26 protein-coding genes and 1 tRNA gene are annotated in these 25,186 nt (G+C 61.8%); 7 read left to right on the forward strand and 20 right to left on the reverse strand.

Translation table 11 applies throughout. The features are described 5' to 3' along the window. Nucleotides 1-3: 3 nt before the first annotated feature. A complete protein-coding gene (locus tag LDN85_RS12345) occupies nt 4-492 on the reverse strand; it encodes a VTT domain-containing protein (RefSeq protein ID WP_026548182.1) in 489 nt (162 codons plus the stop codon). Nucleotides 493-627: 135 nt separating this feature from the next. On the opposite strand from LDN85_RS12345, the gene LDN85_RS12350 reads away from it, so the two are divergent. After that, nucleotides 628-1,620 carry a hypothetical protein gene (locus tag LDN85_RS12350; protein WP_223943212.1) on the forward strand — a complete coding sequence of 331 codons (993 nt, stop codon included), beginning with the start codon at nt 628-630 and terminating at the stop codon, nt 1,618-1,620. Here LDN85_RS12350 and LDN85_RS12355 read toward each other — a convergent pair. Next, entirely contained in the window at nt 1,617-3,131 is a 1,515-nt protein-coding gene (locus LDN85_RS12355) for an FAD-dependent oxidoreductase (protein ID WP_223943213.1), read from the reverse strand. The two genes, LDN85_RS12350 and LDN85_RS12355, sit on opposite strands and share 4 nt — an antisense overlap. 67 nt (nt 3,132-3,198) lie before the next feature. Further along, a complete protein-coding gene (locus tag LDN85_RS12360; protein ID WP_223943214.1) occupies nt 3,199-3,693 on the reverse strand; it encodes a DNA alkylation repair protein in 495 nt (164 codons plus the stop codon). A 60-nt stretch (nt 3,694-3,753) separates the two neighbouring features. Between LDN85_RS12360 and LDN85_RS12365 the strand changes: the two genes are divergently transcribed. After that, a complete protein-coding gene (locus LDN85_RS12365; RefSeq protein ID WP_223943215.1) occupies nt 3,754-4,842 on the forward strand; it encodes a PDDEXK nuclease domain-containing protein in 1,089 nt (362 codons plus the stop codon). A gap of 18 nt (nt 4,843-4,860) precedes the next feature. Here LDN85_RS12365 and LDN85_RS12370 read toward each other — a convergent pair whose 3' ends face one another. Continuing rightward, entirely contained in the window at nt 4,861-5,454 is a 594-nt protein-coding gene (locus LDN85_RS12370; protein ID WP_155854159.1) for a dienelactone hydrolase family protein, read from the reverse strand. A gap of 238 nt (nt 5,455-5,692) precedes the next feature. Between LDN85_RS12370 and LDN85_RS12375 the strand changes: the two genes are divergently transcribed. Further along, nucleotides 5,693-7,054, forward strand: a complete 1,362-nt coding sequence (locus tag LDN85_RS12375) for an HNH endonuclease signature motif containing protein (protein WP_223943216.1) — start codon at nt 5,693-5,695, stop codon at nt 7,052-7,054. A 67-nt stretch (nt 7,055-7,121) separates the two neighbouring features. Here LDN85_RS12375 and nrdF read toward each other — a convergent pair whose 3' ends face one another. From nrdF to nrdH, 4 genes are all read right to left on the reverse strand, one after another. After that, nucleotides 7,122-8,096 carry a class 1b ribonucleoside-diphosphate reductase subunit beta gene (nrdF, locus tag LDN85_RS12380; RefSeq protein ID WP_011775019.1) on the reverse strand — a complete coding sequence of 325 codons (975 nt, stop codon included), beginning with the start codon at nt 8,094-8,096 and terminating at the stop codon, nt 7,122-7,124. Between the two features lie 123 nt (nt 8,097-8,219). After that, nucleotides 8,220-10,340 carry a class 1b ribonucleoside-diphosphate reductase subunit alpha gene (gene nrdE / locus LDN85_RS12385; protein ID WP_026542429.1) on the reverse strand — a complete coding sequence of 707 codons (2,121 nt, stop codon included), beginning with the start codon at nt 10,338-10,340 and terminating at the stop codon, nt 8,220-8,222. A 32-nt stretch (nt 10,341-10,372) separates the two neighbouring features. Beyond that, nucleotides 10,373-10,843, reverse strand: a complete 471-nt coding sequence (gene nrdI, locus LDN85_RS12390; RefSeq protein WP_026548187.1) for a class Ib ribonucleoside-diphosphate reductase assembly flavoprotein NrdI — start codon at nt 10,841-10,843, stop codon at nt 10,373-10,375. A 63-nt stretch (nt 10,844-10,906) separates the two neighbouring features. After that, a complete protein-coding gene (gene nrdH / locus LDN85_RS12395) occupies nt 10,907-11,149 on the reverse strand; it encodes a glutaredoxin-like protein NrdH (protein WP_011775022.1) in 243 nt (80 codons plus the stop codon). Between the two features lie 396 nt (nt 11,150-11,545). On the opposite strand from nrdH, the gene LDN85_RS12400 reads away from it, so the two are divergent. Continuing rightward, complete coding sequence (locus LDN85_RS12400) at nt 11,546-12,511, forward strand: LysR family transcriptional regulator (RefSeq protein WP_026542427.1); 966 nt, start codon at nt 11,546-11,548, stop codon at nt 12,509-12,511. 50 nt (nt 12,512-12,561) lie between these two features. Beyond that, on the forward strand, nt 12,562-13,065 hold the full coding sequence (locus LDN85_RS12405; RefSeq protein WP_026542426.1) for a DUF2004 domain-containing protein: 504 nt from the start codon (nt 12,562-12,564) through the stop codon (nt 13,063-13,065). A 96-nt stretch (nt 13,066-13,161) separates the two neighbouring features. Here LDN85_RS12405 and LDN85_RS12410 read toward each other — a convergent pair whose 3' ends face one another. Genes LDN85_RS12410 through LDN85_RS12435 form a run of 6 tightly spaced genes read right to left on the reverse strand, consistent with a single transcriptional unit; the run spans nt 13,162 to nt 18,235 of the window. Further along, on the reverse strand, nt 13,162-13,866 hold the full coding sequence (locus LDN85_RS12410; RefSeq protein ID WP_026548188.1) for a hypothetical protein: 705 nt from the start codon (nt 13,864-13,866) through the stop codon (nt 13,162-13,164). Further along, entirely contained in the window at nt 13,863-14,867 is a 1,005-nt protein-coding gene (locus LDN85_RS12415; RefSeq protein ID WP_026548189.1) for a VWA domain-containing protein, read from the reverse strand. Before LDN85_RS12415 ends, LDN85_RS12410 begins: the two co-directional genes overlap by 4 nt. Continuing rightward, complete coding sequence (locus LDN85_RS12420) at nt 14,864-15,844, reverse strand: vWA domain-containing protein (protein WP_026548190.1); 981 nt, start codon at nt 15,842-15,844, stop codon at nt 14,864-14,866. The genes LDN85_RS12415 and LDN85_RS12420 overlap by 4 nt, the downstream gene beginning before the upstream one ends. Beyond that, nucleotides 15,835-16,305: a hypothetical protein gene (locus LDN85_RS12425; protein WP_223943217.1), complete on the reverse strand. Its 471-nt coding sequence runs from the start codon at nt 16,303-16,305 to the stop codon at nt 15,835-15,837. Before LDN85_RS12425 ends, LDN85_RS12420 begins: the two co-directional genes overlap by 10 nt. Further along, nucleotides 16,286-17,215: a DUF58 domain-containing protein gene (locus LDN85_RS12430; RefSeq protein ID WP_026548192.1), complete on the reverse strand. Its 930-nt coding sequence runs from the start codon at nt 17,213-17,215 to the stop codon at nt 16,286-16,288. Before LDN85_RS12430 ends, LDN85_RS12425 begins: the two co-directional genes overlap by 20 nt. A 12-nt stretch (nt 17,216-17,227) precedes the next feature. Next, nucleotides 17,228-18,235, reverse strand: a complete 1,008-nt coding sequence (locus LDN85_RS12435) for a MoxR family ATPase (RefSeq protein ID WP_026542420.1) — start codon at nt 18,233-18,235, stop codon at nt 17,228-17,230. Between the two features lie 176 nt (nt 18,236-18,411). Here LDN85_RS12435 and LDN85_RS12440 point away from each other — a divergent pair, with 176 nt between their 5' ends. Next, entirely contained in the window at nt 18,412-18,615 is a 204-nt protein-coding gene (locus LDN85_RS12440; protein WP_223943218.1) for a hypothetical protein, read from the forward strand. A 38-nt stretch (nt 18,616-18,653) separates the two neighbouring features. Here LDN85_RS12440 and LDN85_RS12445 read toward each other — a convergent pair whose 3' ends face one another. From LDN85_RS12445 to LDN85_RS12465, 5 genes are all read right to left on the reverse strand, one after another. Next, the gene (locus LDN85_RS12445) at nt 18,654-19,532 is read right to left on the reverse strand and encodes a carbohydrate ABC transporter permease (protein WP_026548193.1); all 879 of its coding nucleotides are present in this window, start codon (nt 19,530-19,532) and stop codon (nt 18,654-18,656) included. Then, the gene (locus LDN85_RS12450) at nt 19,529-20,398 is read right to left on the reverse strand and encodes a sugar ABC transporter permease (RefSeq protein ID WP_026548194.1); all 870 of its coding nucleotides are present in this window, start codon (nt 20,396-20,398) and stop codon (nt 19,529-19,531) included. The genes LDN85_RS12445 and LDN85_RS12450 overlap by 4 nt, the downstream gene beginning before the upstream one ends. Next, nucleotides 20,395-21,723, reverse strand: a complete 1,329-nt coding sequence (locus tag LDN85_RS12455) for an extracellular solute-binding protein (RefSeq protein WP_223943219.1) — start codon at nt 21,721-21,723, stop codon at nt 20,395-20,397. Before LDN85_RS12455 ends, LDN85_RS12450 begins: the two co-directional genes overlap by 4 nt. An 88-nt stretch (nt 21,724-21,811) precedes the next feature. After that, the gene (locus tag LDN85_RS12460; protein ID WP_035761165.1) at nt 21,812-23,011 is read right to left on the reverse strand and encodes an ROK family protein; all 1,200 of its coding nucleotides are present in this window, start codon (nt 23,009-23,011) and stop codon (nt 21,812-21,814) included. Between the two features lie 224 nt (nt 23,012-23,235). Then, nucleotides 23,236-24,366 (reverse strand): class I SAM-dependent methyltransferase, encoded by a 1,131-nt coding sequence (locus tag LDN85_RS12465; protein WP_051420994.1) that lies wholly within the window; start codon nt 24,364-24,366, stop codon nt 23,236-23,238. Nucleotides 24,367-24,568: 202 nt separating this feature from the next. Between LDN85_RS12465 and LDN85_RS12470 the strand changes: the two genes are divergently transcribed. Then, on the forward strand, nt 24,569-24,946 hold the full coding sequence (locus tag LDN85_RS12470; RefSeq protein ID WP_026548197.1) for a cupin domain-containing protein: 378 nt from the start codon (nt 24,569-24,571) through the stop codon (nt 24,944-24,946). Between the two features lie 62 nt (nt 24,947-25,008). On the opposite strand, the gene LDN85_RS12475 is transcribed toward LDN85_RS12470, so the two are convergent. Continuing rightward, nucleotides 25,009-25,081: transfer RNA gene (locus tag LDN85_RS12475), tRNA-Ala, on the reverse strand. Between the last annotated feature and the right edge of the window lie 105 nt (nt 25,082-25,186).

Below are 25,186 nucleotides of genomic sequence, written 5' to 3' on the forward strand. Positions count from 1 at the left end.
AACTCAGACCACTGTATCCGCTGATTTGGCCCTTTCCCGACGTCGACGGACCAGCACGACCCAGACAACAACGGCAGCCACCGCAGCCACTCCCAGCCCGGCGCCAACGGGAGACGCCGCCGCAACCGCAAGCCAGGCTTCCAAGGCGGCAAGCCCGATGGTGGCATAGAGCAACGCCCACATCACAGAACCGGCAATTGCTGCGGGCAGGTACCTTCGCAAGGGCATGCGCGCTGCCCCCGCAGCGAGGTTGATGGCAGTCTGCAGCCCAATGGTAAGGAAGGAAAGCACGACGGCGTATGGTCCCCACCGCTGGATGAGGGCTTGGGCACGGGCTGCTTTGGGGCGCTCCAAAGAACTGCCGAAGCGGGTATGCGCGAGCCCGGCAACAGCTCCCCGCCCGATCCAATACGTGACATTGACCCGGATCATGACAATCGCAAAGAGCGCCGCGAGGGCGACGCCGAAAGGCAAACTCATGATCTGATCCACTCGAATTAGGCTACCCTAAGCAACGACCCAGTGGAGACCCGGCTTCGGCCCCTGACGCTCAACCGGCGGCACCAGCGCATCCCCCGGATCAGCGTTGCCCCTGGGATGGGCCATTGCTGACCCTAGGATGAGTGCATGGACCTCCGTGACGCCGCCCAGGAGCTTTACGCCGTGCCGCCCCGCGATTTCACGGCCGGGAGAACAGCACTGGTCCGGAAAGCGAAGGATACCGGCGCCAAGGACCTGGCCAAGGAAATCGGCAGCCTGCCCAAACCGGCTGCAGGCGCCTGGGCCATCAACATGCTGGCCATTCACAAGCCTGAGGTGATTGACGGCGTCGTACGCTTTGGCGTTTCGCTGCGAACCGCCCAAGAGGAGGGCGACGCCGAAGCATTCCGCGAACTCGGGCAGCAACGCCAAGGCCACCTGACAACAGCAGTCCATGCGGCGAAGGACCTGGCTTCGGAGCTGGGCGCTCCACTCAGCGCTGCTGCAGCAGCAGATGTAGAGCAGACGTTCAGGGCGGCAATGGCCGATCCCGGGGCCGGCGCCGCGGTCCGGACAGGCAGACTGATCCGCGGTCTTAGCGGCAGCGGCTTCGAGGCAGTGGATCTGACGGGGGCGATCGCAGCAGCAGGCCCCGACGACGAGGCTGGACAGCTCTCCGTCGAAGGAACACCTGCGAAGGGCGCGGCCGGGAAGAAAACAGCAGCACGTTCCAAGAGCTCTCCGCCCTCCAAAAACGTTCCGTCCAAAGAGAAAGAACCCAACCGCAAATCCGTTAAGGACGAAGCGACATCCCTGGCCGATCGGCGTGCCGCCAAGCAGCAAGCTGCACTGGAGGATGCCCGCAAAGAGTTCGAGGCCGCGGACCAAGCAGCCAAGGAGGCAGAATCGTCAGCCTCCGAAGCGTGGGACACCGTCAACGAACTGGCCGGGCGTCGTTCGGGCATCAAGTCAGGGATCGAAGAGGCCAAGAAGCGTCTGGCCGCCCTTGAGGCCGAACTCATTGGCATCACCCGTGATGCCGAAACCGCGGAATTGAACAAGAAACGTGCCGTCAGGACCGCCACGCAGCAACGACGCGCCGCCGACCAAGCGCGGCGGCGCGTCGAACGGCTGACCTAGTCCTTTTTCTTGGCAGGAGGCTTGACCGGCGACTTCTGCAAGTGATGCGTAGCCGGGCCCTCGAGGTACTTACCCTCCGGCGTGAACCGGGAACCGTGGAGCGGGCAGTCCCAGGACTTTTCGGCATCGTTCCAGCTCACAATGCCACCCAAGTGGGAACAGCTCGCCGAAACCATGCACACATTGCCATCCACCGTGGAAACAGCAGCCGGCTCACCCTTGTAGAGGCCCACCACGCCCGTTCCTTCCGCGGGGCGGGTTTGATCGGTGATTTCAGGATTTGCCTTGATCCTTGCCCTGTCCTCCACCATCCGTTTGGTGGTGGAGGCGTTGAGGCGGACAGCCTGGAGCGCGCCCTGGGGCGAAGTAACGCGATGATGGATGACGGTTGCCCAGTCGGACTGGCCGCCCAGGATGTCCGAAGTTATGGAAAGTGCGGCCGCCACACCGTTGCTCATCCCCCATTTGTTGTAGCCCGTGCCGAAGAAGATCCGGCCGCGGCCCCGGGGAAGCTTGCCGAAGAAGGGCATCAGGTTGGTGGCCTGGTAGTCCTGGGCTGACCACGTGTGGGTGACCTCTGCTCCCGGGTAATGCTGCGTTGCCCACCCGAGCAAGTCATCAAGGTGGGACTGCGGAGACGTGGCCCGACCCGCCGTGTGGCCATAGCCGCCGACCAGAAGCAACTCCCCCTCGGGCGTGGGTTGTGTGCGCTGGGAACGGGTGGGCGAATCGATGGACAAGTACATTCCCTTCGGAATGTCGCCGGGCACCTTCAACGCCGCCGCGTAAGACCGGTTGGGCTCCAGTTTGGCAAAGTACAGGCCGCGGTCCAGGATGGGGATGCCCGTAGCAATCACCACAGTGTCCGCCGTGAAAGTTCCTTTGCGGGTGGAGACCTCCATGGGTTGCTCCGAGCCGACGTTCTGCACCTGCATGTCCTCGACGATCACGCCGCCGTGGTCCCGGATGTCCCGGGCGAGGGTCTCCAGCACTTCCATGGGGTGAATCTGGACCTGGCCATCAAGTTCCAGGGCTTCCACCACGGGAAACGGCAGGCCAGCATCACGGCTGAAGTGCACGTCCAAACCTGCGTCCCGCGAAACCGCAGCCTCCTTCCGGAGCCGTTGACCGCCGTCGTCCGTGGTTGCGAAAGTAACCGCCGTGCGGCGCTGGAACGGGATGCCCTGCTGCTCCATGTACTGCGTCAGCCAGGACTGCCCGGTCTTGTTGGCTTCCACGTAAGCCTGCACTACCTTCAGGGAGTACTGGCTGCGCAAGGCCGACAGCGCTCCACCTTGGAGGAGGCTCAGCTTGCCGGTGGTGTTGCCGGTGGTTACTGCACCAAGTGTTCGGGCTTCGAACACAGCCACGCGTTGCCCGGACCTGGACAACAGCAGGGCGGCCACCATGCCCGTAAGCCCGGCGCCCACCACGATGGTGTCAAAATGCTTTTCCTCGGGGATTGAGTCGGACATGAAGCGGGATTCCCGGTCCAACCACAGCGATTTCATCGATTAGCCTGCCTCTCAATTCACTGGCATGTGGTGAGTGAAACGCTAGGCGGGTCGCTGGTGCATATCAAGGGGTAGGGGTGGTCCCCGTCGCCAGGGCCGCCGCATGCCGCAGCTCCGGATCCGGGTCTGCCGCCCACCGTTCCAGTACGCGTTCGGAGCGTTCCTTCGCCTGGCCCTCCAGGCGTGCCATCAATGGTTTGACGACGTCTACGGCCAGAGGATCCACCAGTTCGCGGGTCCCGGCCTGCCTGATAAAACCTTCAATGCGGGTGAGATCGGTGTTGACCAGGATGCCTGATTTGGTCTGCAGCAGAACCACTGCTGCAAGCCGCCGTTCAAACACAGGTTCGGCCCAGAGTTCGGAACTCAAGGCGGTGATCTCGTCATGGTCCAGGTTCTTGTACCGCTTGAGCGTGTCCCTCACGGTTCCCCGCACGGCACCCACGGATGCGCCATACACCTTCAGCGCCCCGCCAAGACGCTCGCTGGCCTCGGCAGCTTTCTCCCACGTGGATTCCATCTGCAGCGTGTGGTCCATGAATTCACCGGCTTCGCTCACACGTCTATTTTGTCAGTGCCTCCGTTTAGCGTGGTCACACCAGCAACCGACAGGAGCACCGTGCCTTCCCAAGAGCTCGCCACCGAAGCATCATTTCCGGGTGTCCCGGCTGCTTCGTCCATGCCCGACTGGTATCCCACTTTGCTTAACACTGTGGCCCAAGAGGTCCGCGTTGGCAGGACCCGGGCGATGGCTGCGGCCAACAGTGAGGTGTTGAATTCCTACTGGAGCATTGGCCGGCAGCTCGCCGAACGCGAATCCGAGCAAGGCTGGGGCGCCAAGGTGGTCACCCGTTTGTCTGCCGACATCCGGACCCGGTTCCCGGAAGCCAAGGGCTTCTCCCCCAGGAACTTGAGGTACATGAAGAGCTTCGCGCAGGCCTGGCCTGACTTCCCAAAGTTGCAAGCGCCGCTTGCAACATTGCCCTGGTACCACCAGATCGCACTGCTGGAAAAGCTCGACGACGCCGCCACACGCCTTTGGTACGCCGCGGCAGCTGCCCAACACGGATGGTCCCGCAACGTGCTGACGCACCAGATTTCAACCCGCTTGCATGAGCGTTCGGGGCAAGCCATCACCAACTTTGCCTCCACCATGGTCCCTGCAGATTCGGATCTCGCACAGCAGGCAACCAAGGATCCCTACGTCTTCGACTTTCTGTCCATGAGTGATCGGCACACCGAAAGGGACCTGGAGCTGCAGTTGGTGAAACACGTGGAGAAATTCCTGTTGGAGCTGGGACAGGGCTTCGCCTTTGTGGGCGAGCAGGTCCGGTTGGAGATTGCCGGCGACGAGTTCTTCGCAGACCTCCTCTTCTACCACCTGAAGTTGCGCTGCTACATGGTGATCGAGCTGAAGGCCGTGAAATTTGAACCCGGGTTCTTGGGGCAACTGGGTATGTACATGGCGGCGGTGGATGACCTCATGGCACATCCGGATGACAAGCCGACCATCGGCCTGCTCTTGTGCAAGGAGAAGAACAGCGTGGTGGCCGAGTACGCACTCCGTGGGTTCAACGCTCCCGTGGGCATTGCGGAGTGGAAAACCTCCCTCGCTGACTCCTTGCCGGACGAACTGGTGGCCAGCCTGCCGAGCATCGAGACGTTGGAGGCCGAGTTGGCCAGCGAGGCTGCGCGGTTGCAGGGCTGAGTCCTCTGGTAGGGCGGTTCAGACGTTGTCCCTGAACCAGGCCAGGGTGTCATTCCAGGCTGCCGTGGCTTGGGCCCTCACATAGCGCTCACTGGTGTCGTTGTGGAAGGCATGGTCCACTCCGGGGTACACCTTGAGCTGGTGCTTGACGCTGGTCTTGTCCAAGGCCTCTTGGAGTTGGGGCATGGAGCCGGTCATACGCGCATCGTTCTCCGCGTAGACGCCAAAGACTGCCGGCTTGATGGTGGGGACTTTCGCCGGATCTGGTGCGGGACCGTAGAAGGCGGATGTTGCTTTGAGTCCTTGGATCTCGGTGCTTGCCTGCCAGGTGATGCCGCCCCCGAAGCAGAACCCGATCATGGCGACGCGGCCCTCTTCGACAAAGTCCTGACCATTGAGGTACTCGAAGGCGCCCTTGAAATCGTCCACATGCCGCTGGGCGCCTCGTCCGGTGTACAGCCCACCAGGGTCATGGCCGCCGCAGACGCGGTCATACTCCCCTATTATGAACGCGACCCGTCTGGTGAACGTCTTGTGGGACATCTCACCGGTGCGAAAGTCATCGTAGAACTCTTCAATCAAGTACTTTTCAAACTTCTCCAGCTGCACCATGGCAAACCTCCCGGCTGTGACGAAGATCTTCCTCTGATATGGAGATGCGGACAAGGGCGGGACAGCTGGGTCGACAACTGGAGGCGAGGTCCCGTAGTCCTGCTTTTAGGGTGCGTCTCGTTGCTGGAGGGTGCTTGAGGTAGTTCAATGCTGGTTGCGGGAAATCAACGTGGGAACCGAACTCACCCGGCCAGTCAGGCGGTCTAATAATGTCAGTGCCTCCTGCGAGAGTTGGAGCATGAAGCAGATCGGGGAAAGGCAAGCACAAGCAACGGTGTCTGCTGTGCCTGCTGTTTCTTTGTCCCGTGGTGTAGCGCAGCCCTTGTCCCGGGGTGTGGCTCAGCCCGGGACCATCAGCGGTGACCTGATTGCTCAATTGCGGATGCTGGAGGAGATGAAGTCGGCCATCTCCGGTCTGCAGGCCCAGATTGCCGTGGCCTTTGATCTGGCCCAACGCGCTGAACAGGCCGAAGCGGGAGTACCTGCGGCCGAACGTGGCAAGGGTGTCGGTGCGCAGGTAGCGCTGGCGCGTCGGGAATCACCGAACCGCGGCTCACGGTTGCTGGGCCTCGCCAAAGCCCTGGTCACGGAGATGCCTCGAACCCTGGCGGCGTTGAACAAAGGCCTGCTCAACGAGTGGCGGGCCACACTGCTGGTCAAGGAAACAGCCTGCCTGTCCGTGGAAGACCGGGCCGCGGTGGACGCCGAACTCGCCCCCGACACCGGAACCTTCGACGGCGCCGGAGACAAAGCCATCATCGCCGCCGCGAAAGCTGCCGCGTACCGCCGTGACCCACGGTCCGTGGCCCAACGCGCCAGCCACGCCGCGACGGAACGAACCGTCAGCCTCAGACCGGCACCGGACACCATGACGTACCTGACCGCGCTGCTTCCGGTCGGCCAAGGCGTGGCCGTGTACGCGGCACTGACCCGGAGCGCTGACTCTGCCCGGTCCAGCGGTGACCCCAGGACCCGCGGCCAAGTCATGGCCGACACCCTCGTTGAACGGACCACCGGCACCCCCGGCGGGATCTCCGGGGTTGAACTCCAAGTCGTCATGACCGACCGCACCCTGTTCCAAAGCGATTCCGAACCCGCCCGGCTCCACGGCTACGGCATCGTCCCCGCACCCTGGGCAAGAACCCTGATCGGCGCAGCAGAAGAGACACCAGTACGAGGTGCCGCAGCACAGGACCTACAGCCGGCACCCGAACAGGACCAGGAGTTCAAGGTCTGGCTCCGGCGGCTCTACACCGCGCCCGAAAGCGGTGAGCTGCTGGCCATGGACTCCAAAGCCAGGCTCTTCCCGCACCGGCACCGTCGATTCATCGAAGCCCGCGACCATACCTGCAGGACACCGTACTGCGACGCGCCCATCCGGCACATCGATCACGTCGTACCGTGGCACTCCGGCGGGACCACCACCCTGGACAACGCAGCAGGGCTCTGCGAAGCATGCAACCACACCAAAGAAAACCCCGGCTGGGCCGCCACACCCCTACCCGAAGACACCCACACCCTGAGCATCAGCACCCCCACCGGACACACCTACCAATCCAAAGCCCCACCACTACCCGGACACCGACCCTCCAGAACATGACCAGGCACGAAAAAGGCGGGCAGCGATTGCTCGCTGCCCGCCTCTTGGTGGTCGACTAATAGACGACTTAGAACTCCCAGTCCTCATCTTCCGTGTTGACAGCCTTGCCAATCACGTAGGAGGAGCCCGAGCCCGAGAAGAAGTCGTGGTTCTCGTCGGCGTTCGGGGACAGGGCCGACAGGATGGCCGGGTTCACGTCGGTGACGGAAGCCGGGAACATGGCCTCGTAGCCGAGGTTCATGAGGGCCTTGTTGGCGTTGTAGTGCAGGAACTTTTTGACGTCCTCGGCCAGGCCGACTCCGTCATAGAGGTCGTGGGTGTACTGGACTTCGTTTTCGTACAGTTCGAAGAGGAGCTCGAACGTGTAGTCCTTGATTTCCTGCTTGCGGGCCTCGGATACCTTCTCCAAGCCCTTCTGGAACTTGTAACCGATGTAGTAACCGTGCACGGCCTCGTCGCGGATGATGAGGCGGATGAGGTCGGCCGTGTTCGTGAGCTTGGCGCGCGAGGACCAGTACATGGGCAGGTAGAAGCCCGAGTAGAACAGGAAGCTCTCCAGCAGCGTGGAGGCCACCTTGCGCTTCAGGGGATCGTCGCCCTGGTAGTAGTCCATGACGATCTGGGCTTTCTTCTGCAGGTTCTCGTTTTCGAGGGACCAGCGGAAGGCGTCGTCAATCTCCTTGGTGGAGCACAAGGTGGAGAAAATGGACGAGTACGACTTGGCGTGCACCGACTCCATGAAGGCGATGTTGGTGTACACAGCTTCTTCGTGCGGCGTGATCGCATCCGGGATCAGCGAGACAGCGCCGACCGTGCCCTGGATCGTGTCCAGGAGCGTCAGGCCGGTGAAAACGCGCATGGTGAGCTGCTGCTCATCCGGCGTCAGGGTATGCCACGACTGGACGTCGTTGGACAGCGGCACCTTCTCCGGGAGCCAGAAGTTGTTGACCAGCCGGTTCCAGACTTCCACGTCCTTGTCGTCCTGGATCTTGTTCCAGTTGATGGCCTCGACGTGTGTCAGCAGCTTGACCTTTTCGGTCATTTCATCCCCTTTAAGCGATGGTTTTTCTTGAGATAAGCCTACGACGGCGGGTGGTGGCCCGCCGTCGTAATCTTTAGTTTTGGGTGCAGCCGAGGCCGCCGAGAGTCAGCCGATAACGGTTGACTAGAGCATGCAGGAAACGCAGCCCTCAACCTCAGTCCCTTCCAGCGCGAGCTGGCGGAGACGGATGTAGTAGAGGGTCTTGATGCCCTTGCGCCATGCGTAGATCTGCGCCTTGTTGATATCGCGCGTGGTGGCGGTGTCCTTGAAGAACAGCGTCAGGGACAGGCCCTGGTCCACGTGCTGCGTAGCAGCGGCGTAGGTGTCGATGATCTTCTCGTAGCCGATTTCGTAGGCATCCTGGTAATACTCCAGGTTGTCGTTGGTCAGGTACGGAGCCGGGTAGTAGACGCGGCCGATCTTGCCTTCCTTGCGGATTTCGATCTTCGCGGCCACCGGGTGGATGGAGGACGTGGAGTTGTTGATGTAGCTGATGGAACCGGTAGGCGGCACGGCCTGGAGGTTCTGGTTGTAGATGCCGTGCTCCATGACAGAGGCCTTCAGCTCGCGCCAGTCATCCTGGGTGGGGATGTGGTGGCCGGCAAAGAGTTCCTTGACGCGGTCCGTCTCCGGAGCCCATTCCTGCTCGGTGTACTTGTCGAAGAACTCACCGGATGCGTAGGTGGACTTCTCGAAGCCGCCGAACTTCTGGCCGGTCTCGATGGCCAGGCGGTTTGAAGCACGCAGGGCGTGGAACAGCACCGTGTAGAAGTAGATGTTGGTGAAGTCCAGGCCCTCTTCGGAACCGTAGTGGACGTGCTCGCGGGCAAGGTAGCCGTGGAGGTTCATCTGGCCCAGGCCGATCGCGTGGCTCTGGGCGTTGCCCTGCGCGATGGACGGAACTGAGTTGATGTAGGACATGTCGGACACAGCGCTGAGGGCGCGGATGGACGTCTCGATGGAGAGTCCGAAGTCCGGCGAATCCATGGTCTTGGCGATGTTCATGGAACCGAGGTTGCAGGAAATGTCCTTGCCGACGGTCTCGTAGCTGAGGTCCTCGGCGTAGATGGACGGCGAGGAAACCTGCAGGATCTCCGAGCACAGGTTGCTCATGGTGATCTTGCCGTCGATCGGGTTGGCCCGGTTCACGGTGTCCTCGAACATGATGTACGGGTAGCCGGACTCGAACTGGATCTCCGCGAGCGTCTGGAAGAACTCACGGGCGCTGATCTTGGTCTTCTTGATCCGGGAATCGTCAACCATCTCGTAGTACTTCTCGGTCACCGAAATATCGGAGAACGGAACACCATAGACCTTCTCGACGTCGTACGGCGAGAAGAGGTACATGTCCTCGTTCTTCTTGGCGAGCTCGAACGTGATGTCCGGAACCACAACGCCCAAGGAAAGGGTCTTAATGCGGATCTTCTCATCAGCGTTCTCGCGCTTGGTGTCCAGGAAGCGGTGGATGTCCGGGTGGTGGGCGTGCAGGTAGACGGCACCTGCACCCTGGCGGGCACCGAGCTGGTTGGCGTAGGAGAAGCTGTCTTCGAGGAGCTTCATCACGGGGATCACGCCGGAGGACTGGTTTTCGATCTGCTTGATCGGGGCACCGTGCTCGCGGATGTTGGTGAGCGAGAGGGCAACACCGCCGCCACGCTTGGAGAGCTGAAGGGCGGAGTTGATGGCGCGGGCGATCGACTCCATGTTGTCTTCGATGCGAAGCAGGAAGCAGGAGACGAGCTCGCCGCGCTGCGCCTTGCCGGCATTGAGGAACGTGGGGGTTGCCGGCTGGAAGCGGCCGTCAATGATTTCATCGACGAGGCGGTTGGCCAGGTCCTCGTTGCCGCGGGCCAGATGCAGGGCAACCATGCAGACACGGTCTTCGTAGCGCTCCAGGAAGCGCTTGCCGTCAAACGTCTTCAGTGTGTAGGACGTGTAGAACTTGAAGGCACCAAGGAAGGTCTCGAAGCGGAACTTCTTCTTGTAGGCGCGGTTGAAGAGGTCGCGGATGAAGTTCATGGTGTACTGGTCGAGCGTTTCGCGCTCGTAGTACTGGTTCTTCACCAGGTAGTCGAGCTTCTCTTCCAGGTCATGGAAGAACACCGTGTTGTTGTTCACGTGCTGCAGGAAGTACTGGTGCGCTGCTTCACGGTCGGCTTCGAACTGGATTTCGCCGTTCGGTCCGTACAGATTCAGCATGGCGTTGAGCTCGTGATAACCCAAGCCCTTATAAGCCTCAGGCAGGGGCTTCTTGGCCGTGTCCACAGCGCTCCCGGTTACTTCTGTTTCTGCGACAGTTGTGTCCAAAACTCTTCCAATCCTTGATTCACTCGGTCTACGTCTTCGGGTGTTCCCATAAGTTCGAACCGATAAAGATGCGGCACCTTGCACTTGACGGAGATGATGTCCCCGGCCGCGCAGTAGTTGTCCGCGAAGTTCGTGTTCCCTGCTCCGATAACACCGCGGATCAGTTTCCTGTTCCTTGGATCGTTCAGGAATCTGATGACCTGCTTCGGCACGGAACCTTCGCCGTTCGTTCCGCCGTAAGTGGGCAGGACAAGAACGAAAGGTTCAAGTGCCAGAAGAGGAGCGTCCTGGGCGTACAAGGGGATACGAGCCGCATCCCTGCCCAGCTTCCGGACGAATCGTTTGGTGTTCTCGGAGGTCGAGGAAAAGTAGATGAGGTGACTCCTCGTAGTGACAGCTTCCGTCGCCTTGCGTACGGTTGCCGCTGTCAGCGTTGCCATGGGAGTCACCTCGTCTACAGAGGAATTCTTAGTGTGCTGTGGTGGCGAAGTTTGAATGGAAACTTAGGCCACGGAGGAAACGGCCTGGGCCAGTTCCTCGATCTTGTCCGGGCGGAAACCAGACCAGTGGTCCTGCTCGGTTACGACAACCGGAGCCTGCATGTAGCCCAGTGCCTTGAGGCGCTCGAGGGCCTCGGCATCCTGGGAGATGTCGACACTCTGGTAGGCAATGCCCTTCTTGTCGAGTGCCCGGTAGGTTGCGTTGCACTGAACACAGGCCGGCTTCGTGTAAACCGTTACGGTCATGATCCCTGTCCCCTTAGTTGAAGTCTGTCGCTCTTCGTATCTGGCGGGCTCAACCGGAACTAACTACTGAATCCGATACCGGCCCGCGGGCTGCCGTGACAGCCAACACGCTCTGATTTTGGCTTGGGCTGCTTTCCCGCTCAATCCGTAAATCGATACTACATGTAGTGCAAGAGCAGAACTGGAACCCCAAGATGATGTATTACAAGTATGTCATTCAATCCACCGCTCGTCCACAGGCAAGGGCCCTCAAAATGTCCGTGATTCCGCCAAATTGAGAGATGTCATCCACACCCTGTGGACTACTTAGCCACATTTAATCTCCAGCGTGTCGCCGGGATACGGCGTGTCGTGACACTTTGAAAATGTGGCGTGGCGAACAGCTAAAATCTGCTGATGGTCAATCTCCACCACCTCCGGACGCTGATGGAAGTAACCCGTTTGGGTTCCTTCGCTGCCGCCGCCGCCCAGCTTGGCTACACGGCCTCGGCAGTCTCCCAACAGATGGCCGCGCTGGAACGCGATACCGGCGTCGAACTCTTCCAACGCTCGGCCCGCAGCGTTGTCCCTACGGAGGCGGCCGTGACCATGACCCGGCACGCCTCGAAGGTACTGACCGACGTCGAAGCCCTTATGGCAGCGGCCTCGAGAACCAACGACTCCCCCGCCCAGGAACTGAGGCTGGGCATCTTCCCGAGCCTTGCCACCTACGTACTGCCGGAGATCCTGCGGAACGAACGATGGAACGGGTTGGGCATTGAACTGCGCGTCTCCGTGGCAGAGCCGGCCCAAACCATCCAGGGACTGCGCAGCGGCGGCGAACTGGATGTAGCACTGGTGTACCAAGTGGGACAGTCCGGCCTGGCGTGGCCCCACTCCCTGGAACGGCAATGGATCGGCGACGACGACTTCCGCGTGGTGCTGCCGGCCTCATGGAAAATCCGGGAGGATGCAGAAATCGAGGCAGCACACTTGTCCGATATGCCGTGGATCGTCCACCACCCAGGCACCAGTGACGCACTGGTGATCGAGCGCCTGTTCGCCAGCTGCAACCTCCACCCCCGCGTGGTGGCCTACAGTGACGACTTCCATGCCAGCTTGGAAATGACGGCCGCCGGGCTGGGCGCCTCGCTGGTACCCGAACTGGCGCTCCGGAACCGGCCATCCGGCGTCGTGGTCCTCGATGTTCCGGACATCCGATTGGCACGAAACGTCTTTGCCCTGCTCATCAACGAAAAGCGGACCGCCCAAGTGCAGTTGTTCACACAGCTGCTGGCCGACACCCTGAGGGACACCTCCGGCAAGAGCGGACTTCACCCCCTGAAAACCGCGCCTGTCAAGGGTCCGCAACGGCGTAGGTGAAATATCCCCAAGTGCTGGAACCAGTAGGTTGATGGGGTTAGATTGATCACATGGGCAAGGTAGCGAGCAAGCATTTTGGGGAGATTGAGCTCAACCACGGGAGTGAACATTGCTTCGTCGCGAGGCACGAGCTCGCCGGCAACCAACTGGAGCTGGACCTCAATGTCACTGCGCACGACCACTTTGACGAGGCCGCCATGCGCAAGGTGGACTACCGCTTGCGCTTCCTGCCCGAGTTGGTGGACCAAGTCAGGGAAATGATCGCCGACGAGCTCGACCAAGACGGCACCAACCCTCAGCAGTTCCTGCATTTCCACAGCTCGCAGCTCAAGGATGAGCAGCTGGAATCGGTCTTCGGCGTCCGGGACAAGGGCCAGCTCACCAACGATGTGTTCTTGAAAGCACTTAAGCTCGGCCACGTCGCCATCTACCCCGGACAGCCGGAACGCTATTTCGTCCTGGACTTCACGCTCGGATCACGCTTCACCGACGAGCTCCTGGTGGTCGCAGCGGACGAGGACGGCGTGGTGGACGACGAAATCCTCTGGGAGTAGCAAGCAGGGATTAAAAACGTACGACGGCGGCCGGTCACCTTCTTGGTGATCGGCCGCCGCGCCGCAGGTGGCCGTACGGATTGAAGTCGCTGAAGCTCACCAGGGCCTGTCAACGCGCGGACCGTCGTCAGGGCTTCTCAGGTATTCTCCGCGTTCCTGCCCTTCAGAGCGCTCGCGTTGGGCCTGCTGCGCACTCTGCTCCAGCTGTTTGAGTTGTTCCTGTGCAGGAGCGGACGGCGATTTGCCGGAGGGCTGCTGGGGTCCGCCATTGCGCGACTGGCCCTCGGCGATTTTCGCACTGAGCCGCTCCCCGGCCGCATCAAGGGCGGCGCCCTCCCCTGCGGCGTTCGCGGGACCATCAGCATGGCATTGCGGCGGCGATGCGTTCGCAGCTGCAAGCCCTTCGGCAAACAGCCGGGCTGCAGCATCGCCCTCGCCGGCAGCGTCTCCCAATTTCTCGATGCTGAGCACCAGGTTGACCCGGACTTTGCATTCGTCGTCACCCGGCCCCGCGCGCAACGCAGCCTCAAAATCAGCCCGTGCAGCAGCGAAGTCACCTGCCAGCACCTGGGCGTCCCCCGAAGCGAACAACGCCTTATGCGGCTCCACGAGGTTCGCGACCTGGAGCCATTCTGCCGCTTTCTCCACGCTGCTACCCTGGCCGGCGGCATAGGACTCGGCCGCTGCATTGCCCAAGGCGCCCAAGCTCAGCAATTTCGCCGAAACTGCGAGCGCCAAGAGGGCCGGTGGGGCGGACCACAGCGCAAGCCGGCGGCGTCGGCGTCGTCGATTGTTGTTCACCGGGTTCGCTCCTTTGGTGCGGGGCGGAGGTTCAGGAGGGCGGCGAGATGGCGCAGCGGTTCATGCAGTGCCAGCAGGAAGGCCGCGAGGGCGAGCAGCCAGTAGAGCTCCACGCGTCCGGGAGTGTCTGCGTCAGTCACGGTCAGGGCACTTGGCTGGGCTTTGCCGAGCATGTCCGATGCAGGCTCGGTGCCGGTTCGGTGTGCATAGGGGAGGTGGAGTTGTTCGGCAATGGAGTGAAGCTGCTCTTCGTCGATGCGGGAAACGGCATCCTGTGCGGTGTCGGAGCTGCGGTCCTTGAGATAGCCGGCGTCGGCGTCCGGGCTTTCCTTCATGCGGCCGCCTTGGGGGGTGCCGTACCCGAGGACTGCTCCCCCTGCTACGTTGGCTGCGTCCATGGCCGGTGGCCGTTCGGTGCTGGTGTTTTCGCCGTCGCCGGCGTAGAAGACCAGGGCGGGCCGTCCGGGGTGTTGCTCCTTTGCGGCAGCGAGCTGCTCCTTGAGCAGTTGTGCTGCACCGGTGACGCTGCTGCCTTTTGCGTAGCGGGCGTTTTGGGGTTGGAGCGTGGTCATGGCGGTCTGGAGCGCCGTGGCGTCACGGGTGAGGGGCATGCGGACGGTGGCTGTGTTGTCGAAGGTGATGAGCGAGAATTTGGCGCCGGCGAGCTCTGTGGCGATTGCCATGACGTCGCGCTGGGCACCGCTCAGGCGGGTAGCGGAGCCGTTGTAGTCTTCGGCGGCCATGCTGGTGCTGGTGTCCACCACGAAGAACACGTCCATCTCCGCTGTGGCGGTATTGGCTTGTCCCCCGGGCCAGCCCGGTCGGAGCAGGGCTAGGAGCAGGAGGACGACGGCGGCACCCCGCAAGGCGGCCGGTTTCAGGTTCCGCGCTGGTTGCTTCGGTCCCCGGCGCTCCCGCACCAGGGGCAGCAGTGTGAACACCGATACGACGGCGAGCGCCAGTACCAGCAGTGGCCACGGGATGATCGGTGCGAAGGTCATGGTTCCATCCGCCTGCCGAGCACCAGCATGCCTGTTCCTGCGAGCAGTGCAATGCCGAGGGGCCAGGCGGGAGCGTCGGCCACTACTGCCTGCGGAGCTGCAAGGTAGCTTGTGGCCTCGGATTCCTGGACTTTGTCGACGATGCCGGCCACGGCGTCAGCACTGTCTACGGTGTAGTAGGCCCCCTCTGTTCGCTCGGCTGCGGCGCGCAGTTGGGTCCCGGGTTCGTCAGCTTGCTTGCCGTAGTCGAGGTCGTTCGGGTTCATCGCGTAGACCTTCACGTTTTTGGCGACGGCCAGGGCTGCCGCTTCGTCCAGGGTGAAGATCGGTTCGCCGGAGAGGAAGTTGTCAGTGGCGAGCACTACTGAGCGTGAGCGCTGGGGATCGGCGGAGGCTGTGTCCTCGGGGAAGCTCTGCACACAGGAGGCGAGGCCGTCTCCGATCAAGGAAGAACCGGCGCCGTTCCAGGTGCCGTCGAAGAAGGATCCTGCCCCGCTGTCCAGGGCTTCCCGCGCTTCGGAAAGTTGCTGGGCTGCGTAGTCGTAGTCGTCCGTGAGGGGAAAGAGTTGGACGCTGCTGCTGTCGAAGATCACCATGCCGATCCTCTCGCCGTCGAATTCCTTGGCGAGTTCCTGGAAGACCTTGGCGATTGCGGCGTCGGTGCTGGTCATGGATCCGGACACGTCCAGGCAGAGCACGATGTCCCTGTTCCGGATTTCCGGAACCTCGGTGGTGCGCGTGAGGGGTCTCGCGGCCGCTGTAGCCGTGGCGCCGAGGAACACCGCTCCGAGTATGACTGCACACAGCAGCCGCCTCCTGTGCCTGCGGAGCGCGTCCTGATACTCAGGGAGGGCCGTCAGCCGGTCACCGTGTGCGATGGGCCGGGTTTGTGGAGTACGACGACGATGGTGCAGCCAGGCGCTGATGACCACTGCTGCGGCGGCAAGGGGAAGCATCCACCAGTAGCTTAGTTCCATCCGGACACCACCTGCCGTGCAACCGCTGCTGAGTGCTGTACGGGGTGGACCGGGACACGGGCAAATTCGTTGGGATAGATTCCTGCTATCCCTTCGGCCAGTCGATCAAGCCCTTGGTGGCGCAGCTCCTCCAACGTCATGGAGGTGACGGGCAGGCCTGTGGCCGCGCCGGCGAACTCCCGCACGAGGAAGCTGAGTCTTTGGTGGGCGTCGCGCACTGGCACGCGTCCGGCGTCGGCGTCCTCTGCGGTGGCGTCGATCGCCGTGAGGCACGCCGATCGCAACGCGTCCAGGTCCGGCTGTGGCATTTCCGCACCTGCAGGTGGTTTACGGCGGGCTGGGCGGAAGATCCAGCCATACCAGGCAACCACCAACAGCACTATCAGCAACCCGGTCCAGAACCAGAGCGGCTGGTACTGAAGTGGCGCGTAGAAACCGGCGTCATCCTGCACGGCTGACACCCCCGGCGGCGTCCTTGGACGGCACTGCACCCGAGCGGTGCTTTTCCAGGAGGGCAAAGACAGCGGGCAGGACGTCGGCACTGCCTGAGGCTTGTTCCTCGGCTATGCCTAATCGGCGGAAGATGGAGCTGCGGCGTTCTGCGCGTTCGGCCATGGCAGCTTCGTAGGCTGCCTGGATTTTGCGGTTCCCGGCCAAGGGCGCTGGAATGACCTGTCCCGTCCCCACATCGGTACTGTTCGGGGATTCGTGGCCGGCCACCGGCGCAAGGTCCGCGTCCCGGATGGTGAGCCAGAGGACTTCGTGTCTGGCTCGAAGCCTGCGCATCAGGCTCTCAGTGCGGGCGTCGGGCATGAACTCGTCCGCGATGGCAACAATGAGAAGGCGTCCCTTGAGGTACCGCAGGACGTAGTCCAGTTGCTCCGCGAGGGAACTGGCCGGCCCCTGGTCCGAAATGCTCGAGTCCACCTCCCGCAGGAGTCGTTCCAGGTTCTCCTCACCGCTGCGCGGCGGGACATACCGGCTTGTGGTTCCATTGCCGTGCAGCAGGCCGACGTCGTCACCGTGACGGCACGCCAAATAGCCCAGGACCCCGGCAGCATGAACGGCGAGGTCCTTCTTCGATTCACCGGACAACGCCTGGGCGGCCATGGTCCTGCCGGTATCCACCAGCAACAGCACTGAATGCCGGCGGACCGCAACATACCGCTTGACTAGGGGCGAGCCGTGCCGTGCGGTGGCCTTCCAATCAATGTCCCTGACTTCATCTCCGGGCACGTAGGCCCGAAGCTCGTCAAAGTCCAGGCTGCGGCCTTTGAAGACAGAGCCGTACTCGCCATCAAGCAGGGTAAGGGTCCGCCGGTGGGCGAAGATGAACATCTTCGACTTGACCCGGCGAAGCAGGCTGAGCACTCGTTGTCCCCGCTACGGTGTCTGGACGGACGCCACGACGGCATCAATGACGGCCTCCACCGGGACACCTTCCACCACGGCATCGAATCCCAGAATGATGCGGTGACGCAGAATGCGGTGGGCAAGGCTCTTGACGTCCTCGGGAATCACGTGGTCCCGGCCGTTGAGCAGGGCCAGCGCCCGTGCCGCCTGGCTGAAGGCAATACTGGCCCTGGGGCTGGCGCCGAACTCCACCAAGTTGGCCAGCCGGGGCTCCAGGTACTGGGAGGCATGGCGGGTGACATAGGCAAGGCCGACGATGTACCTGACGATGGCAGGGTCGATGTAAACCCGCTTCACGAGTTCCTGGACCTGGACCACGGCGTCCAGGGAAGCAGCAGCCGGCGGTTTCTGCCCGGCATCGAACACCCCGGCGTCGATCCGTCGGATGACCTCGGCTTCCTCGGCCGGGCTCGGATAGTCCAGGACGTCCTTAAGCATGAAGCGGTCCATCTGGGCTTCGGGCAGCCTGTACGTCCCCTCCTGCTCGATCGGGTTCTGTGTTGCCAACACCAGGAACGGCTGCGGCAAAGGATAGGACTCACCACCGATGGAGGTCTGCCGTTCCTGCATGGCCTCCAGCATGGCGCTCTGCGTCTTGGCACTGGACCTGTTGATTTCATCCAGCAGGACGATGTTGGCATGGACCGGGCCCAGCTGGGTGACGAAAGTGCCCTTGGCCGCATCAAAAATCTGGGTGCCCGCAATGTCACTGGGCAGCAGGTCCGGTGTGCACTGGATGCGGCGGAACTCTGCACTGACGGACTCCGCAATGGCCTGCGCGGCAGTGGTCTTGGCAAGGCCTGGAACACTTTCCAGTAAGACGTGGCCGCCGGTCAACAACCCGATGACCAAGGTCTCACGAAGCCTTGATTGGCCAACCACCTTGTTCTCGAAACTCCGCACGATGCTCCCCACCAGCTGCTGGGCACGGGCCATGTCCGGTGCGTCGATTCCGGCCGTGGCTGTGGTCTGTTGCACTCTGGTCCCCTCGCTGGCTTCTCTGATCCCGGGCAGTTCCGGCACGCGGTACCTTATACGCGATACCTGGTACCTGATGCACGACCCTGCACGGGCCACTCTATCCAAGCCCTCCCTGTTCAGGGCCGCAATGGGGACCCCTCCCCATGCAGCCTTTCGAGGTCTATCCTTTTGCCATGCATCAGCTACCAGCCGCCTACCAGAACTACCTCGCCGCCCAGGACCAACACGTCATTGACGCAGTACGGCCCGTCCTCCTCCAGTCCGCCGCCGATGAACGCCACGGCGTAAGGATCGTCTACAACACCGGCTCCACCGGCCACCAGGCACACCTGGACGAATCCATCCCCTACGGTGTGATCGTGGAGGACATCGACTGACTACCCCCTTTGGCTCCAGCTACCCCTTCTGGCTCCAGCTACCCCTTCATGGCCCCGGACAGGGCAAAGGAGTTACCCAGTCCCCGTGACACCAGCGCGTAGAGCACCAGCACCGGGACCGAATACAGGATCGAAAACGCCGCCAACTGGCCGTAGGCGATCGCCCCATGCTGGCCAAAGAAACTGAAGATGGATACCGCCGCCGGCTGCTTGTCCGGCGACAACAACAGGATGAACGGAACAAAGAAGTTCCCCCACGCCTGGATGAAGACGAAAATGAACACCACTCCGAGCCCTTGCCTCATCAGTGGCAGGACAACGGTGCGCAGCGCGGTCATGGGCGATGCCCCATCCATCCACGCCGCTTCCTCCAGCTCCAAAGGGACCGAGTCCATGAAGTTCTTGGTCATCCAGATCGCCATGGGCAGCGTGGTGGTGGCCATGAAGAATATGGTTGCCGGCATCGAATCCAAGAGATGAAGTTGGACGAACAACCCGTACACCGGAACCATGATTGCTGTCACCGGCAACGAGGTACCGAACAGCACCGTATACATGAACGGCTTGTTGAACCGGGATTGGTACCTGGACAAGGGATACGCGGCAAGCACCGCGGCCACGAGGTTCACCGCAGCTGTCCCGGCAGACAACCAAAAACTGTTGGCCAACGGCTGGAACAGCAGCTCCGGAGTCAGCACGGCGCTGAAATTGGCGCCCGACGGCGACGACGGCACCTTGGTCCGGTAGCCGGCCTGGGGATCGACGGCAGCCAACAGCAACCACAGCAGGGGCGCCACGAAGCACACCCCGATCAGCACCAAGGCGATATTCGCCCCTAGCCGTGCCCGGGAACGGGAGCCGCCACCCGTCGTCGTGCCTGTACTGGTTCTGCGCGCTCGCAGTCCTTGGGCGGTCATGGGCGCCGCTCCCGCAACAGATGAACGTAAATGGCGCCGAAGACCATACCCAACAGGATCAGCACGGAGGCCACCGCTGTGCCATATCCGATGTCGCCGAACTTGAACGCCTCCTGGTACGCCAGAACAGGCAGCGTAGTACTGGCATTGGCCGGGCCGCCCGCCGTCATCACCCAAATAAGCGTGAACACTGCCAGCGTTTGGAGCGTGATCAACATCAGGTTGGTGGTGATGCTGTTCCGGATCAACGGCAGGGTGATGAAGGTGAGCCTTTGCCATCCCCGGGCGCCGTCCATCAGGGCTGCTTCGGAAATATCCATCGGTACATCGGCCAGCGCAGCCCGATACACCAGCATGGAGAAGGCCGCGCCGCGCCAGGTGTTGGCCAGGATGATCGCCACCAGGGGAAAGGAATACAGCCAATCCGGCCCCTCGATGCCCACCACGCCCATCATCTGGTTCAGCGTTCCGTCCCGGTTGAAGTAGGCATAAGCAGCAAACGCCGCCACGATTTCCGGGAGTACCCACGCTGAAACCACCGCTGTACCCACCAAGGAAGAGACCAGTCTGTGTGATCGCGTCATCAGCAGCGCTATCAGCAAACCCAGGACGTTCTGGCCCAGCACCGCAGATGCGGCGACGAACACCACTGTCAGCCACGCCGCAAGCGGAAACGAATCGTCTCCGAACATCCGGAGATAATTCCCGGCGCCCACCCACTGGGGATCCCTCGCCGCTTTGCCCGTTAACGCGGCGTCAGTAAAGGACGCGTAAAAGGACCACAGCACCGGAGCCAGCAGGAAGATCACCAGCAGCAAAATGGAGGGAACCACCGGCAGAAGCCGCAGGACGCGGCGCATGCTCATTTCTCCAGGACCTTGTCCTCACCAACAAGCCGGCGAACGGTGGCATCGTATTCCGCCGCAGCGTCCTCGGGGCTTTGCTTGCCAGTGATCACTGACTCTGTGGCCACCTGGACGGCAGTGGAGATCTTCGGGTAGTCGGCAGTGGCCGGCCGGTAGTGGGTCACTGCCACCAGGTCCGAAACATCTTTCACAAAGGGGTTGGCAGCCAGATAATCAGCTTCTGCGGCAACATCGGTCCGGACAGCAATCTGTGAATTATTGATGTCATAGGCCAGCGCGTTCTTCTTGTTCAACGCCGTGGTGAGGAACTGGAAGGAGAGGTCAGGGCTTTTGCTGTTCGCACCTACTGCCAGCGTCCAGCCACCGGACATACTGACGCCTCCGGGCTCCTGACCATCACGGGTGGGGAACATGGCGACGCCCATGTCCTGCTCATATCCGGCCCATTCGTAGGTGCCGCCCTTCTGCCAGAACGACGGCGCGTAGGAACCTTCCACGGTGGCTGCCAGTTTTCCCTGGGGGAACCACTCGCCAAAGACCTTCTTCCAGATGTTGGCATCCAGGGCCTCGGCAGGGCTCACTGCGAGTTTCTCGTCGTACAGGGTCTTCAGGAAAGCCAGCGAGTCCGTAAATCCCTGCGAGCCGACCACCCACTTCTTTGCATCCACGTCATACAAAGTGCTGTCGGTCCCATACAGAAGCTCATAGAACCCCTGCATGACAGAACCTTCGCCGGTTCCCTTGCCCGCATACATATTGAAGGCGATCGCGTTCGGATCCGATGCCTTCACCGTACGGGCCATGGTCAGGACGTCCTCCCAGGACTTAGGTTGCCAGGGCAAGGAAATACCTGCCCTTTGGAGGACTTTCTTGTTGTACCAAATGGCTCTGGTATCCGTACCCAGAGGCACCGCGTAAATACTGCCGTCATCTGCACGGCCGGCGGCCTTGGCAGCATCGTTGAACAGGGACCAGTCATCCCACTTTTCAAGGTAGGGATCAAGCTTAAGGAGGTATCCGGCGTCGACATCCGAACGGACCTTGAAGGTGTCCTCGTAGAAGACATCCGGCGCGGTGTCCGCTGAACGCTGCGCCAAGGCGAGCTTGGTACCGTAGTCGTCATCGTTTGCCTGGATGGGCTGAAGCTCCACCGCCACACCGGAGTTGGCGGCCTCAAACTCCTTCTTGGCGTCCTGCATGACGGCGTCGAGGGCAGTAAAGGCATCCGTCTTTTGATAGACGATCTTCAGCGTTTTATTCCCTGCCGCGTCAGGCGTTGGTGAACAGGAACTGGCTGCCACAACCACGGCGGCGATTGAAACCATGGCGGCGAGCCTTCCCGCCACATGCCTCAAACCGGCTAACTTCATCGGGCGGCCCATGGTGCTCCAATCCGTCAAACGCAGTACTGAATCAGCCTTCCAGAAGGAGCCGCTGGGCACGCGGTGCCAGCATGTGCTCCAGGACGAGGCACGCGGCGCCGATTGCGCCCACATCCTCGCCCACTCCGGTTCCTACAACTTCGAGGTCATGAATCATCCGGGCAGCATTGTTCCTGTCCAGCAATTCCGGCACCCGCTCCAGGAAGTAAGGCGCCATCCGGCCCCAGAAGGGACCACCGAAGACCACGCGCTCAACATCCAAGGTATTGGTCACCACCGACACAGCACGGGCCACGAGGGTGGCCGACTTGTCCAGGATGGCAATTGCTTTCTTGTTCCCGGCGTCAGCCGCGTCGCACAGCTCGGCGAAACGCTCCTGGACCTCGGGTCCGTCCCTGCCCTCACGGCGACCATCCAGGACCCCGGCTGCTTCGGCCTCGGCGACCAGGACCTGGGGGATGCAGGATGACTTGACGCAACCGTGCAGCCCGCAATCACACAACGGGCCCGAAGGGTCAACCACGATGTGACCGATCTCTCCGGCATTGCCGGACGTTCCACGGACCACTTCGTCGTTGAGCACAATTCCGCAACCGATGCCCGTACCCATGTACATAAAGACAAAGCTGCCGGCACCGCTCGCGCCACCTGCCCAGGTCTCGGCCACAGCCGCGCTGGTGACGTCCTTGTCCACCAAGGTCTCAAGACCGGTGGCCTCGCTCAGGGCTTCACGGATACGCACCCGGTTCCATCTGGTCAACAGGGGCGGCTCCACAACGGAACCTTCATCCAGATCTATCGGGCCGGGGACAGCAACGCCAAGTCCGGCGATCTTGGACGCATCTACGCCCGACTCTTCCACCAGAACCTTTATTTGCGCCGCGATGCTGGTGATGACGTCGGCGGGGTCCCCGCCAGGGGTGGACATCCGGGAATGCCGGACAACGTCGCCCAACAAGTCAAGGACTACGAAAGTGATCACGGCAGGGTCCAGATGAACGCCCACGGCATACATACCGGCAGGGTTCAACCGCAGGATGGTCCGCGGCTTGCCCGGACCCGAACCTTCCTTGCCTGCCTCGACAATCAGCTGCTGATCCAGCAGGCGCCGGGAAATATTGGAAATGGTTTGGGGGGAAAGTCCAACAATCTGCGCCAGCTCCACGCGGCTGAGTCCCTGCGCCGAACGCCGGATCGCCTCCAGAATGACGGTCAGATTGAAGTCCCCCATACGGGGTAGATTCGTTCCGCGCCTCGGTGTCGGCTGCCGGATCTCAGTCACTGATGCCCCTCGTCATTCGGAAAAACTTCGTCGAATTTAGTCTGTGTCTGCATCGTACGATACCCGTGCCCCCGCGGATACGAGCACACGCTGGCGCCCGGGTCAGGGCTTGATAACAATGCCCCTGAATTGTATGTGACAGCTCCCCGGACCGTGGCTTGATGACGGTGGCCTCAGGATTTGCGGCTGCGCGTCACCGTGAACTTCGGATTGCGGCCAACCTCCGACGTCGGCCCGATCATCCTTTCCAGCTGGCCGCGGTACTGCAAGTGGCTGTTGTAGACGGTCCACAGCTCACCACCCGGCGCCAGGATCCGCGAGGCTGCTTCGAACATCTTAAGGGCTGCTCCCGCATGGACGCTGGCCCCAACATGGAAAGGCGGGTTCAGCAGGATGAGGTCCGCACTGCCGGGCCCCAGCGTGGACATCGCGTCATCGTGCAGGACAGCGACCCGCTCCCCCACACCATTGGCATCGGCGGTACCGCGGGCCGAAGCAACCGCAGCAGCGGATTGATCAGTTGCCAGCACGTTGGCCTCTTCATGGCGCAGGGCATACATGGTGGCCAGTATTCCGGTGCCACACCCCAGGTCCACCACGCGGCGTGCTGACGGCATCATCTCGAAGTACGTCAGAAGGAAGCGTGTCCCGATGTCAAGGCGCGCGCCGGAGAAGACTGCCCCATGGGCACACACCGTGATTCCCAGCTCCGGCAACGGTTCCACCACGGGGAAAGGGGGCGTGTCCGGAGCATCTTTGGGGTCCCGGGCAATGAGCACCCTGGATTTCTGCCGGGCCAGTTGGGGTTGGACGGAGGAGAAGTACTTCTCAAGGACCGCGTTCATACCCACGGACATGTGCTTGACCCGGCCACCTGCCAAGACCACCGCATCCTTGGCTGCGAAGCGTGCCACGGCATCGGCAATTTCCTCCAGTTCAGCCAGTGACTTCGGCAGTTGGACGAGGATCAATCCGGCGTTGGCCAGCAAATCCGAATCCAACCCGTGCTGCGTGAAGCGGCCTTCCAAACCTGTTGCGGCTGCGTTGCGCTCCAAGGCGAGCCTTCCGGTGGCCAGATCCTGGTGGACACGGACATGCCCGACACCGAGCCCGGCCAGGGCTCCCAGTGTCAGGGCTCCGTAACGGTCCCCCACCACTACCAATTCCGAGCCGTCCTCGAACATTCCGGCCGCAGTTTCCAACAGAAGGCGATCCGTGGCGTCGTAGGCAAGCAAGTTCTCCGCCGCAACGTCAGGGACCCTGCTCAGCGAGCCAAAAACAGCGTCCAATTCCAATGCCGTCACGATGCAGGTTCTCACTTTCGTTGCGTTTTTGACTCGACTTTGCCAGTGCTTGGGAGGACCCTGAGAGTGCAGCACTCAAACACCTGGTTGTCCCCACACGTGGTGAACCCATCACACCGGCGGCAGGCACGCGTCGCGGTGGCCAAGGAGCCAGGCACCGGGACCATTCCCCATTCCGGCTCCCCCTCCCCTGCGAGAAGCCATGAGTGTCAATGTTGTCACGAACCTTGAAGTAAAGTCCCACAACTCTCCCGATGAAGCCCGGCGCCCGGAAAAGACGGTGCTGGATCTTGTCACGGTGGGAGACTACACAATCGGCCGTATGACCTTTGAACCGGGTTGGAACTGGGCCGACTGCATCAAACCAATAGTTGGTACCGATTCCTGCCAATTGAGCCATGTGGGATTCTGCGTTTCCGGCACGCTGGACGTTGAAACCGACGACGGCGGCCGGGTCAGTATCACCGCCGGCGATTCCTACTCGATCCCACCGGGACACAACGCCCACGTAGTTGGCGACCAGCCGTTCCAGGGTGTCGAGTTCGTCAGCGGTGCCGAATTCGCCAAGCGACCTGAATAGGCCTGCTGCTTCCAGGCAAAGCAAAAAGACCCCGCTCAATTGAGCGGGGTCTTTTTCCGAAGTGGAGCTGAGGGGACTCGAACCCCTGACCCCCTGCATGCCATGCAGGTGCGCTACCAGCTGCGCCACAGCCCCGGAATTGTTCACTCCTTGGCGAAGTTTTTCTCTTCCCGTCGAAGCAACTCGTCAATACTAACCACAATCCCCCGAGAAGAGAAATCGCCTGCGAGTGAACCGCCT

It is taken from the genome of Arthrobacter sp. StoSoilB20 (genome assembly GCF_019977295.1).
In the GTDB taxonomy this organism is placed as follows: domain Bacteria; phylum Actinomycetota; class Actinomycetes; order Actinomycetales; family Micrococcaceae; genus Arthrobacter; species Arthrobacter nicotinovorans_A.